This window comes from Eubacterium uniforme (assembly GCF_900167115.1).
GTDB lineage: Bacteria > Bacillota > Clostridia > Lachnospirales > Lachnospiraceae > Eubacterium_S > Eubacterium_S uniforme.
The window spans coordinates 54,978-68,870 of record NZ_FUXZ01000007.1 but is presented as its reverse complement, the minus strand read 5'-3'; the positions used below and the strand labels follow the sequence as shown (position 1 = coordinate 68,870).

10 protein-coding genes are annotated in these 13,893 nt (G+C 32.4%); 2 read left to right on the top strand and 8 right to left on the bottom strand.

Annotated features, from left to right (window positions below; translation table 11 throughout):
* Positions 1 to 40: 40 nt before the first annotated feature.
* On the bottom strand, positions 41 to 580 hold the full coding sequence (locus tag B5D16_RS06315) for an ECF transporter S component (protein WP_159444311.1): 540 nt from the start codon (positions 578 to 580) through the stop codon (positions 41 to 43).
* Positions 581 to 730: 150 nt separating this feature from the next.
* On the opposite strand from B5D16_RS06315, the gene B5D16_RS06310 reads away from it, so the two are divergent.
* Positions 731 to 1,507: an HAD family hydrolase gene (locus B5D16_RS06310; RefSeq protein ID WP_159444310.1), complete on the top strand. Its 777-nt coding sequence runs from the start codon at positions 731 to 733 to the stop codon at positions 1,505 to 1,507.
* Between the two features lie 60 nt (positions 1,508 to 1,567).
* Here B5D16_RS06310 and B5D16_RS06305 read toward each other — a convergent pair whose 3' ends face one another.
* From B5D16_RS06305 to B5D16_RS06285, 5 genes are all read right to left on the bottom strand, one after another.
* Positions 1,568 to 4,213 carry an Ig-like domain-containing protein gene (locus tag B5D16_RS06305; RefSeq protein WP_078766133.1) on the bottom strand — a complete coding sequence of 882 codons (2,646 nt, stop codon included), beginning with the start codon at positions 4,211 to 4,213 and terminating at the stop codon, positions 1,568 to 1,570.
* Between the two features lie 133 nt (positions 4,214 to 4,346).
* Complete coding sequence (locus tag B5D16_RS06300; RefSeq protein ID WP_078766132.1) at positions 4,347 to 6,749, bottom strand: DNA gyrase/topoisomerase IV subunit A; 2,403 nt, start codon at positions 6,747 to 6,749, stop codon at positions 4,347 to 4,349.
* Positions 6,750 to 6,856: 107 nt separating this feature from the next.
* Entirely contained in the window at positions 6,857 to 8,773 is a 1,917-nt protein-coding gene (locus B5D16_RS06295; protein WP_078766131.1) for a DNA gyrase/topoisomerase IV subunit B, read from the bottom strand.
* Between the two features lie 60 nt (positions 8,774 to 8,833).
* Positions 8,834 to 9,262, bottom strand: a complete 429-nt coding sequence (locus tag B5D16_RS06290) for a GNAT family N-acetyltransferase (protein WP_078766130.1) — start codon at positions 9,260 to 9,262, stop codon at positions 8,834 to 8,836.
* A 150-nt stretch (positions 9,263 to 9,412) separates the two neighbouring features.
* A complete protein-coding gene (locus tag B5D16_RS06285) occupies positions 9,413 to 10,339 on the bottom strand; it encodes an N-acetylmuramoyl-L-alanine amidase family protein (protein ID WP_159444309.1) in 927 nt (308 codons plus the stop codon).
* Positions 10,340 to 10,515: 176 nt separating this feature from the next.
* Between B5D16_RS06285 and B5D16_RS06280 the strand changes: the two genes are divergently transcribed.
* Positions 10,516 to 10,995, top strand: coding sequence for an S-ribosylhomocysteine lyase (locus tag B5D16_RS06280; RefSeq protein WP_078766128.1), 480 nt, complete (start codon positions 10,516 to 10,518; stop codon positions 10,993 to 10,995).
* A 448-nt stretch (positions 10,996 to 11,443) separates the two neighbouring features.
* Here B5D16_RS06280 and B5D16_RS06275 read toward each other — a convergent pair whose 3' ends face one another.
* Positions 11,444 to 12,982 carry an alkaline phosphatase family protein gene (locus B5D16_RS06275; RefSeq protein ID WP_078766127.1) on the bottom strand — a complete coding sequence of 513 codons (1,539 nt, stop codon included), beginning with the start codon at positions 12,980 to 12,982 and terminating at the stop codon, positions 11,444 to 11,446.
* A gap of 111 nt (positions 12,983 to 13,093) precedes the next feature.
* Positions 13,094 to 13,882 carry a TraX family protein gene (locus B5D16_RS06270; protein WP_078766126.1) on the bottom strand — a complete coding sequence of 263 codons (789 nt, stop codon included), beginning with the start codon at positions 13,880 to 13,882 and terminating at the stop codon, positions 13,094 to 13,096.
* Between the last annotated feature and the right edge of the window lie 11 nt (positions 13,883 to 13,893).

Genomic DNA, 13,893 nt, shown 5'->3' with positions numbered 1-13,893 from the left:
CTTCCTTTAAAAAACAGCATTTAAAATGCTGTTTTTTGTATTAACTATATAACATCTTATAAACTTTCGTTTTATCAATAATAAATCCAAAAATATAAAACAAAATCACCCCTACAACTGCTTCAAATAAAAGCCATTTTGCTTCAATATACCACTTTGAAAAAGAACCTGCCATAAAGCATGATGCCAATGTATACATCAAAACGCAATACGCACTTCCTACTACAGCGCCAGCAAATGTTGTTGTTGCTGCGAGTTTAAGTCTTGGTCTTCTTCTTGATATTGCACACATTATAAATGCCATTGTACCTTTAATAAATAGTGTAAATAAAGCCCATTCAGGCATACGTAACGCCAAGTCTGCGAGACAAGAGCCTAATGCTACTGGGACTATGCTTAACTCTGGTCCAAAATATAATGAAACCAAAAGAACAAATGCATTGCCCATATGTATATATCCATTCGGTGTTTTCTTTGTAACCAACAAAGTAGCAATCATAATAATCGTTGTAAACACCAATGATAACGCCATCTTTTTAGGTGTCCATCTTATATGTGGATGTAAGTCATGTAAACCCATAACATATCTCCTAACATCTTTTCTTACCTTGACTAGTATATCAAAATTATCCTTTATAAACAATATTTCAAATAACATTTGTTAATAAAATAATGATATGATATACTTTTTATGTTGGAAACAACAATATTAACGAATAAAGGAAGAAACATGATTAAACTAGTAGTAAGTGACGTAGATGGTACTTTGCTAAGAAACGGAGATACGCAAATACCAGAGGAAGTAATTGAGTATATAAAACAATTTAAGGAAAAGGGAATATTATTTGCTGTTGCAAGTGGAAGGGAGTACACAAGCTTGCGTCGTCTTTTTGAGCCTGTAAAAGACGACATAGTTTTTATATGTGTTAACGGTGCTTTAGTTGTTTACAATGAACAATTAATAAGCAAATCTTTCTTAGATAAAAGAACAGCTTTTAAAATATCCGAGGAGATATTAAAAGAACCTAGATGTGAATTAATGATTTCCGGTGAGGAAAAAACATATTCAAAGGTAAAAAACCAATCATTTGCCGATCACATAACAAAAGATTTAAACAACATATTAGAGGAAATTAAAAACCTTCGAGACATTAAAGAAGAAGTCATTAAGGTTTCAGCTTTTAGAGAGGGAAATATCGATGATTTTGCCAAAAAGCTTCAAAAAGAATGGGGAAACTCATTATATGTTGTTCAATCACAACCTAGATGGGTTGACATTACAGCTCCATACGTTACCAAAGGCAATGCACTAATTAAAGTCCAGGAAGCTTTTGGTATTTCTGAAGAAGATACAATGGCATTTGGCGATAATTATAATGATCTTGATATGTTTGAGCATGCATTCTTTAGTTATGCAATGCAGGATTCATATCCAGACATTAGACGTGCAGCAAGATTCCTTGCTCCTGACGTTGCAACAATCTTGCAAGATGTTATTAGAATGTAATTTAAACATTAATCAAATGTATGAAAAAAGTCCCAACACTTAAAGTGCTGGGACTTAATTTTATCTACTTATACTCTTTTCTACTGTGCATTTTCCTTTGTAATTCTTCTTTCCAACTTTTACTATTGCACGTACTTTATATGTGTATGTAACGCCTTTTTTCACTTTCCTATCAAAGTAATATGTCTTATTGCTCTTAAATCCTGCAATCTTTTTATATTTATTAGATACACTATCTTTTCTAAATACCTGATAGTTAGTTGCGCCTCTTACAGCTCTAAATTTAACCTTAATACTTCTCCTTTTATTCTTAAGGTATTTTATTTTTCCTCTAGCAGGCTTTGGTCTTGCACCAACTACCTTTGAGTATGTACTTCTATAATCTTTACCGTTAATCGCAATATAAGATTTAACCTTATATCTATACTTCTGGCCTAATTTCAAGCCTTTATCAATATAAGTGTTGTTATTTGCTCCTTCAATTGTAGCAAGTTTTGTATACTTCTTATTTGACGTATTTTGTTTAAATACAACATATCCAGTTACACCTGCTTGGACATCCCATTTTATCTTAACTCTATCATATCCATATGAAGCAGCACTTACATTAGCTATTGCCTTAGGTATAACATTAATTACACATTTAGCTGTTTTTCCACCTTCTACCGACTTGGCTGTAATTTCACATGTTCCTGGTTTTACAGCAGTAACTAAACCTTCCTTAGATACTTTAGCTATAGATTTATTTGAACTACTCCACTTAAGTAACTGTACTGATGCATCCTTAGGAACGAATGATGCAACTAACTTAAAAGTATTGCCAACTGAAATATTTTTCTTACTTCTATTTAGGGTGATTTTTTCAACTGGTTTAACTACCTGAATAGTACATGTTGCTTTCTTTTTATCTACGTTAGTTGTAGCTGTTAAAGTAGTAGTTCCATAATTCTTACCTTTAACATTACCAGAAGCATCTACTGTTGCAATATTAGTATTTGCTACAGTATATGTAACACTCTTATCTTCAAGCAATGTATATACATTAGCTGTAATTTTTAAGTTTCCATTCTTTGGAATGTAATATTTTTTCTTAGAGAATTTAACACCTATTCTAACAATTTTAATACCAACAACACTACATTTTCCACTAACTGTATATGCTCTAATGTTAGTTGTTCCTTCTTTTACACCTGTTACATTTCCATCATCATCCACTGTTGCAACAGCAGGATTATCTGTCATAAAGTATGCTTTTTCTTCATTTGAGATATCTATGTCCAAAGGAGCTGCAACTCCTAAATAGTATTCATCTGTAACATCCACATCAACAAATCTTGCCGAAACAAATGATGTTTTTGCAGCACCATCCCCATCAGTATAGGATACCTTATACCAATATGGATTAACTAAAAATTGATTTGTATTTGCTGTATCAGATCTTACATAATCTATAATAGTAACTCTTGTACCTGGCTTAATTCTACCTATAATATCATAACCTACCGAAGGGCCTGTTCTGGTATTAATTGTATCATTAACTGTACCAGTTCTATTTCCATCACTACCAATATGAATAGTTGTATCCATAGAAGGCATATTATCATAAACTGGAATAACAAAATTAAGTGCTGTATTAATTCCATTATTTGCTACATAAGCATTATATGTAGTTTTAGCTTCCTGTGCAACAGCTGGAATTGCTGTCATATACTGGTGAGTATATAAATCATAAGATGATTTGCTATTAACATTAAATCTTTGGAAATATGGTGTATACTGTCCACAATTTATATATTTTTCACCAATATAAACTGCTCCTCCTTTTATAGATTTAACAGGTGTATTCCATGGTCTTTCATATGTACTTCCACTACTTGCCCACTTTAAACCTCTGCTAACAGGATCATCACCATCACTAGCACCTATATTATAAAAATTATAAATGCCCGGATAAGTCTTATGCTTACCATTTATAGCAGAACCTGCGCCTAATCCATATTTTTTTCCATTTATTACTTTTGGAAATCCACTATATGACGAACGTCCTATCTCCTGAAGCATTTTGGATGCTATATAATATGGACTTACTTTACTTGCAGAAGCAGCATCCATAATGGCTTTTGAAAACTTGGTATCTATAGTTTTAAGGTTTCCTGATTTATCATTATATGCAACAAATACATCACTCATAAATGATCCTGAAAGAACACCTTCAACACCTGACTGAGTATGTTTATTTTTATCATATGATAAATTTTCAAACATAAAAATTGTGTCTTCTTTTATAAAGTTTCTAGGATCCATAAAATACGAAACCGTATTTTTAGAAGCCGACACCCATCTTCCTGAATCCTTGGCAATATATTGACCTGTACTTGAATTATAATCTCCTTTGGCATTACTTTTTAAATAATCTGAGTATTCATTCTCAACCAAACTTCTATTATTTGATGTCTCAGCAACAACTGCTGTATTAAAATCTAGCCCAGTATTAAAAGCCGTATATGTCCAATTAGGATGTTGTTTGTGTAAATTTCTAAGATATGGTTTATAGCTATCTGGAAAAGCACTAATACTATTCTCAAAATCATCTGCATAAACACTTAGATTATTGTTTAAATACTCTGTAGGGGGATTTATAAGCCCCACTGATATGGCTAAACTCAATGAAATAGCCATAGCTTTTTTAATTATCTTTTTCCGCATTTTTATTCTCCTGAAATAATTTTTACTTATTTTCTTATTACAATACTATACAAAAATCACAATACTATACACTTATATAAATACACTTTCTAGGTTGTATTTATCCTACACTCATCCTTTTTACGTCTTTTTTCTACTTTCCTTTAGAACCTCTACCACCACGTTTTGCAATATTAAGTTTACGAAGTTCTACCTTTTTACCTTTATACTGTACAATCTTATTATCTCCAACATCCAAAAGAAATACTGTTCTTACATAATCACCCTCAGTAAGCTTTATTCCTTTAACACCGATGGCATTCTTCTTCTTTTCCGGAACATCCTTAAGTGGGAATCTTAAGTAATACCCCTCATGTGTCTGAAGTACTAAGATTTCTCTTGTATACTGTGTTTCTTCTTTAGGTGCTATATCAATATCACCATAACCCATAGCCTCGAAATCAAGACCTAACTGTTCATCAAATCCATCATCCGATCCACCTGATAAAATAAGAGGAATATCTCCTTCATCTGTTTCAGGAACTTCTACAACCTTAGTTGTAATTCTAGTTGCATTTACACTAACTAATAAATCATCATCCTGTAACTTAGTTGCTGAAATTGTACTTCTGTTAACATCAAATTCTGATGCATCAACAAGCTTCATTATTCCCATCTTAGTAGTAAATAACAACTTATTATCTTTAATATTATTATATGCATAGATTCCTACAATTGATTCACCAGCACTACTATAGTTACCAAGATTATCAATAGGTACACCCTTATCCTTAGGTCTCTTTGATGGAATCTTTAATACTTTTATCTGATGCATATTACCATTATCTGTAAAAATAACAATTTTATCCGTATTCATACAGCTAAATACATGTGTATTCTCAGCATCAACACTTTCCTTATTTCTATCATAAGCAGAAACTTCAAGTAATTTTGCATATCCAAATTTATCCATTACAAAGATTACTTCCTGTTCCTTAATCTCTTCAACAACTACTTCTGCTGCTTTAGCATTAGTTATTTCTGTTTTTCTTGGAAGTGCATATTCTTTCTTAATTGCTAATAAATCTTTCTTTAATACTTTAGCCATTGACTTTCTGCTATGAAGAATATCTTCATATTCAGAAATCTTTTCAACTAATTCTTCAAATTCTTTTTGAAGTGCTAAGATTTCAAGTCCAATTAATTTATATAATCTAAGTTCTAAGATAGCCTGAGCCTGTCTTTCTGTAAAGTTTAAGTTAGATGCTAAAATCTCTGACTCCGGATTCTTAAACTTAATCCCTTCAGTATTACCAGAAATCAAACATTCCTTAGCCTGTTTTAAATTATTGCTTCCTCTAATAATTTCAATAATTAAATCAATAATGTTACAAGCTCTAATAAGACCTTCCTTAACTTCCTTCTGTTCATAAGCCTTTTCAAGAAGTGTTGTATATTTACGAGTCAAAATTTCATACTGGAATTCAATATTATAAGCAAGTATACTCTTTAAGTTAAGCTGCTCTGGTTTACCATCAGCAATACCTAACATATTAACACCAAATGTATCCTCGAGTTTTGTCTTTTTATATAAAAGATTCTTAATCTTTTCTACATCTGCACCTTTCTTTAATTCAAGAACAATTCTGATACCTTCTTTTGAGGATTCATTTGTTATATCAGTTATGTCGCTTGTCTTCTTGCTTTCAACAAGATCCACAACATCAGAAATGAATTTAGAAATATTTGCTCCAATCATGGTATATGGAATTTCTGTAATAACTAACTTATCCTTACCACTCTTCTTTTTTGCTGGTTCAAATTCAACCTTACCACGAAGTTTAATTTTGCCTGTTCCAGTTTGATATATTTCTAATAATTCATCTTTATTAACTACAATACCACCTGTCGGAAAATCTGGGCCTGGAACGTATTCCATAAGTTCTTCCACTGTAATTTTTTCCTTGCCCATATATGCAATCATAGCATCAATTACTTCAGCAAGGTTATGTGTTGGAATACTTGTAGTCATACCTACTGCGATACCTTCCGCACCATTAATTAAAATGTTCGGAATACGTACAGGTAATACTGCAGGTTCCTTCTCTGTTTCATCAAAGTTAGGTACAAAGTCTACAACATCCTTATCTAAATCTGCTAAATATACATCCTGTGTAAATTTCTTTAATTTAGCTTCTGTATAACGCATGGCTGCTGCGCCATCACCTTCGATTGAACCGAAGTTTCCGTGGCCATCAACTAAAGCCATGCCTTTCTTAAAGTCCTGAGATAATACAACAAGTGCATCATAAATTGAGCTATCACCATGTGGATGATATTTACCCATAGCATCACCAACGATACGAGCAGACTTTCTATGAGGCTTATTATGATTTAGACCTAACTGCTCCATGGCATAAAGCACTCGTCTTTGTACTGGCTTAAGTCCATCCCTTACATCAGGAATTGCTCTAGCACAAATAGTACTCATAGCATAGTCTATATATGATTTCTGCATTACTTCAGAATATTCTGTTCTTACTATCTGTTCTGACATAATTACTCCTTACATTTGTATTGTGTGCACGCATTTATAATTGTCTTCGACAATGGGCGTGCACTGGTCACAAGGTTTCTCCCACAAGCGGGCCCCTCCTTATGACATTACACATCTAACTCCGCATCATTTGCGTGTGTATAAATAAATTCTCTTCGTGGTGCAACATCACTACCCATAAGCATACCTGTTACATCACTTGCCATCATGGCATCTTCTATTTCAACCTGTTTTAATATTCTTGTTTCTGGATTAAGTGTTGTTTCCCAAAGTTGGTCTGCATCCATTTCACCTAAACCTTTGTATCTTTGTAATGTAAATCCTGAATGATTCTTTCTATACTTTTCAAGCGCTTTATCATCATAAAGATATTCACCCTCACCCTTTTTAGGTACTACCTTATAAAGTGGTGGTGTTGCCAAATATACATGCCCATAGTTAATAAGATCTGGCATAAATCTATAGAAGAATGTTAGTAAAAGTGTCGCAATATGCGCACCATCGACATCAGCATCTGTCATAATAATAATCTTATTATAACGAAGTTTGCTAATATCAAAATCATTACCATATCCTTCTGAAAAACCACAACCAAATGTGTTAATCATGGTTTTAATTTCAGCATTTGCTAAAACCTTATCTATTGTAGCCTTTTCAACATTAAGTATCTTACCTCTAATCGGAAGTATAGCCTGTGTTTTTCTATTTCTTGCTGTTTTTGCAGAACCACCAGCGGAATCACCTTCGACTATGAAAACTTCACACTCTTCTGGCTTTCTACTTTCGCAGTTAGCTAGTTTTCCATTACTATCAATAGAAAACTTCTGCTTTGTAAGAAGATTTGTCTTAACCTTCTCCTCTGCTTTTCTAATCTTAGCTGATTTTTCAGCACAGGCTATAACTGCCTTTAAGTTATCAAGGTTTTTATCAAAATAAAGAACTGTTTCTTCACCAACAATTTCTGATGTTACTCTACCCGCATCTGGATTATCAAGCTTAGTCTTTGTCTGACCTTCAAATCTTGGAGCAGGATGTTTAATTGCAACAATCGCTGTCATACCATTACGAACATCAGCACCAGTAAAGTTATTATCCTTTTCCTTTAATATGCCAAGTTCTCTTGCATACTGATTTATAACAGAAGTAAACTTACTCTTAAAACCTGTAATATGTGTACCACCTTCCTGTGTACAAATATTATTACAGAAACCTATGATGTTTTCCTGAAAGTCTGTTGTAAACTGAAATGCAACTTCAAGTTCCATACCTTCACTTGCTCTCTTAAAGTACACAACATCATGTACTGGTTCTTTTTCCTTATTAAGAGCTTTTACATAGGCACTAATTCCTTCTTCTTCATGAAATACAACCTTTTCCTCTTCTCCAACTCTTTTATTTTCAAAAGTTATTGTAAGATTTGGATTAAGATAAGCTGTCTCATGTAAACGACTCTTTATGGAACTAGCCTTAAAATATGTCTTTTCAAATATCTCTCCATCAGGAAAGAATGTTACAGATGTACCAGTATCATTCTTTCTGCATGTTCCAACTTCCTTAAGTTTTGACATAACCTTTCCACGTGCGTAATTTTGTTCATACACCTTACCATCACGCTTAATTGTTACCTTTAACCACTCTGATAAAGCATTAACTACAGATGCACCTACACCGTGAAGACCACCAGAAATTTTATATCCGCCATCACCGAACTTACCACCTGCATGAAGAATTGTAAATACAACTTCAACAGCGGGGATCCCAGCTTTTTCGTGAATACCTGTAGGAATTCCTCGACCATTATCTGTAATTGTAGCTGTACCATCTTTTTCAAGTGTTACTGTTATCTCACTACAATGACCTGCCAAATGCTCATCAACTGAGTTATCAACTATTTCATATACCAAATGGTTAAGACCTTTAGTTGATACACTACCAATGTACATACCTGGTCTTTTTCTAACTGCCTCTAATCCTTCAAGTATCGATATACTACTTTCATCATATTCCTTAGTTTTCGTTGCCATAATAATCAAAATCGGCTTCCCGATCTTCCTTTCTTTTTTATATCTATGTTTGCTAAATGTTTATTCTTCTTTCTTTGAAATATATTTAATCATACCCGGTCCAAGATTTTCTGTTGGTCTTGCAATAAAGTTATGCTTAAGATAAAAGCCCTCTCGACCTTTAGCACACATAAGTGCAAGCATCATCTCCGTACCTTCAAGCGTAATGCTTTCAACGTACGAAACGCATTTATCCAGCAAATTACCTCCAATCCCGAATTTCTGATAACCCGGAATCACAACTAAATCCTGTATATAACATATAACTGCCCCATCACCAACAACGCGCCCCATACCAACTGGCATATCTCCATCAAACGCTACGACATTAAACAAGCAATTATCTATTGCCATCTGTGCTTGCTTAATGCTTAAATTCTTAAACCTAACCTCTTCTCTTAAAAATAGATAAGTCTCTAAGGTAAGTGCATTAACTTTATAAGTTATCATAAATACATCCGCCTTTAGATTTATTTCTTCAAGTCCATTTTGTTATACCTAATCATATATTATACAATATATTGTGGTTTAATGCAAACTCATAAGAGTTTCCTATGTGTACCGAATATAAAAAAACACAGGCATAAACCTGTGTTTTTTTTAAGGTAACAAAGACTCATCATATGTTTCTTCTTCTGTTTCCTTTATTGTATTTTCTTCTTCCTGTTTTTTTAATAAATATGTAAGTATACCTTCTGTTACAGCGCTTGAATACTTACTCATATTCTTAGCAAATGCCTGGTTATCAGAGGAATTACTAACATATCCAAAATAAATAAGACAAGCAGGCATTGTTACACCATCTATTACAACATAGTTTGTATCCTCATCAACTTTAGAACCATACTTTGTCTTTGAAATATCCATACCAGATACCTTCTTTATCCTCTTATAAAGAGCCGTAGCTAATCTTGTTGTATCTTTATCAGCATCCTTGTCAATATATAATTCTATTCCTGATGTATCACCACTTGCAGTATCTTCATTTCTATGAAGCGAAACGAAAACATCTGCCTTATTATCATTAGCAACCTGAGACCTTGGATTTAAATACAAAAACGAATCATCTTCTCTAGTTAAAACAACATTAACTCCATATGCACTCAAATCATCCGACACCTGTTTTGCCATTTCAAGCATCTGTTTGCTTTCAACAACATCACCATTTTCATGTCCCTTGTCCTTACCGCCATGACCCGGATCAATGCACACAGTTAATTTATCTGTTTTTAATTTTGAATATTTATCATTTACTTTGTACGATGTCTTCTCGGTTGTTTCTATTCTCTGAGTTTCATAATGTTTTGTAGTCTGAACAACTTTAGTTTTATTACTTTTACTCTTCTTTGGTAAATGCTTTCCTATAGTTTTAACACCAAATACAACAACTAACACCCCTATGATAATTAAGAAACCGCCAAGAATCTGTCTATTTCTCCTAACTCTTAGACGTTCTCTTCTTCTTTGCTCAACACGTCTTCTGTATCGTCTTAGTTCTTCAGGAGACATTTTTTCTTTATTTGGCATAATGTCCTCCATATTAAATTAATCTCACAACAGATATAATACACCAATATTGCCCAATGGTCAAAGGGTTTTAAGTACTTTTAAGTAAATGTTAACATTCGTTCCCTCTTAATTGACCAATCCACCATTAAATGCTATATTTATTATTATCAAAAAATTACTCGGAGGATTAACAAATGGATAAAATAGCAAGTTTTACTATCGATCACACAAAGCTCCTTCCCGGAGTCTATGTATCAAGAAAAGATAATTATAACGGTCAGATTCTTACAACATTTGATATCAGAATGACTAGACCGAATATGGAACCAGTTATGAATACTGCCGAGATGCACACCATAGAACATCTTGGCGCTACATATTTAAGAAACCATAATGAATATAAAGATAAAATCGTATACTTTGGTCCAATGGGCTGTAGAACAGGATTTTACTTAATCATCGCAGGTGATATAGAATCTAAAAACATTGTTCCGCTTCTAACAGATATGTTTAAATTCATATCAACATACACCGGAGACATCCCAGGAGCAAGCCCAATCGAATGTGGCAACTACTTAGACCAGAATCTCCCAATGGCAAACTATCTCGCCAAGAAATACCTCGACAACGTCCTAACAAACATAACCGACGACCACCTCGTCTACCCAGAATAGAACAGCAATCTACAAATACAGACAAGCAACAAACACAACCTACGACTAATCATCAAGATGTTAGACGAACCCAACGACTACATAAGTGGTACTTCACAGATTCGTCTCTTCAAAGCAAATAATCCACCCACTGGCGGATTTGATATTTTCTATAGAGGACCGTTGCGGGTCTCAGCACTTAGCGAGTAAGTCGTGGTTTGTTATAAATATGATTAATAAACCTAGTGCGAAGCGCTAGGTAATGAAAAAGCAGGAGTCATACTGAATGTTTACATTCAAAGTATGATTCCTGTTTTTTTATTATATAATGTTCGTATTATATTTATTAATAATATTTATGACATCTAAACCACAACTTACGAGCTTAGTACCACTAGGGGTAGCCCGCACCGTGCGAGAGCTGAGTCCTGGATAGACAATACAAATTCGAGTTGAGTGGATTATTGCACTACCTGTAGGAATCTGTAAAGTACCATTTAAATACAAAATCGTGAGGTTCGTCTAACATCTTGTAGTTAGTTCCGTAGTTTGTATTTAGAATTGTTCTCCAGGTATTAATGGCTGACAATCCGGATATGTCGATGACTTTGCCATCTTCGCCATTGTATACTACGTTTAATGCATTCTGCATTTTCTCCGTTTCTACAACTTCATTGTATTGATCACTCTTATATTCAACCATACAGAAATATGGATATCTTGCACCATGATCTGACTGAATTACTATTGTTGCCTTAGGATCATTCTTTTTAATGTTATCAACAATTTCTTTGATTAGACTATTTGTATACTTTAATTGTTCAATGTACTTTTCTTTCTTATTCCATTGATTGTATAACTTATCAGGTGAAATTGTTCCATCACTCTTAAAGATAAATGGATTATGTGGTAGCTGAATATAACCTATTGTAAATGTTGGTTTGTCTTCAGTATACTTATATGCATTTTTTAAATCTTCAATAACAACCTGAATATTTTCAATTTTATCATCATCAATGTCATGCTTAAACTGTCTTCTAATCTTTAAATCAATAAAATCAAAGGCGCTGTTTTCCAAGATTTTTTCAAGCATTTCTCTAGTTTCATTTTTTCTTGAACTACCTTTATATTCATTTAATTCGTTACAACCATTTGCTAAAAGATAATTATCATGATTAATCATATTAATCTGATATCCCATATCTTCAAAGAATCTATATAATACTGGCTGATTTAAATAATCAAGACACTGTTTTTCAAGTTTATTTACATCTGTAACATAATCAAGATTTAAAATATTAGGAACAATATCTCTTGTCATTATTCCTTCTCTATTATATGTATTCTTTGAAACACTAAATCCTTCAGATACAAGATCTTCATAAAATTTTGAATTGTCATAACCATAATAGTATTTTAAATTTTCATATCCACCATATTCATCAAAGATAAAATAATATACATTATTTTTCACATCTTTATTTACAGCGTACTGAGAAACATCAAGTCTTTTCACCGTCTTGTGTTCATTAATAACTTTAGGAATCGCAGCTAACCCATTAAATAAAACAAGTCCACCACATACAAATGTAATAATTTGACACCATGTATATAAATCTGCTTCTGATTTATTTATTTTCTTAAATAATAATACTAATAATACTATTACTAATATTAAAAACAATAAATATGATAAAAATGGTAATATCTTATTAACCAGTTTTTGAATTACCATATAATTCATAAATATCATCATAAATACCGCAGTGAATAAACCAGCTTTACTTCCCTCTTTCATTATTCTAAACGTTATCATTCCAACAACTGCCGATACCGCAACGAATAAAAGAAATGGTCCAATTGCCCCTGCAATATTTACTTCGTCAATATTATTAAAATATATAAATGCACATGGATATGCATCCACTAACAACATCATTAAAACTAGTACTATTCTTTTTCTTGTTTTAGTTAGTGCTTTAAATACAGCGTTAATTTTTGAATTCATAAATCTGTCTCCTGTTAAACTTTTTCATGTTTTTTCATATTCCCTTTTCACACACAAACACTAAATATTAAACTAAAAACAAATTATTAACCCCATACTATTTTTCATCTCCTATATTATAGTAGAATCAAACAAAAAAGAAAGAAACACCATATGTACTGGATAAAAAACATAAAAGAAATATTTATGCATTTTACTCTCTCTACTACTCATAAGCTTATTTGTACGTTTACCATTATATAAAAAAATTGGAATTAGTGATACCGCTCCCATATATTCTCCCTGCATAAAATACATTAATGTAACAAATATTACACATATATAAAATTCATCCACATACTTATAAAAAAACCATACAAGCAATATTCCAAAATAATGATAATCGCATCTCACAATATAAGCAAATATACAAAATCCAATCACATATACATATTCATAATATGCATAATATGTAGTTTTCCTCAATTTGTATTCTTCTATAAGAACAAGCATTACTATAGCCAAGAAAAAAGTAAACATAACGTTCTGACTTGACATGTCAAAAAAGCGAGAATAATCATTATTTTTATGCATACTATAATTCTTAAGCATATCAAATGGTATTTCAGAAATCACAGCAAATACCATCATTCTTAATGCATACATTTTTCTATCTGAAGTATATCTGAAACCTTCAGCAACTAAAAAAGCAAATATTGGAAATGCTATTCTTCCAAACACTCTAAATGTATCACCTATATGAATCCATATCTTAGTATTATCAACTAAATTCCAAAGAGTCATTCTATAACCAACATGATCTAATAACATAAAAAACAAAGCAATTAATTTAAGTTGTTCTCCACTTAGATTTCCATATTTCTCTTTACATTCTTCAAGCCATTCTTTAATTTCATTCATAATAGGCCCTC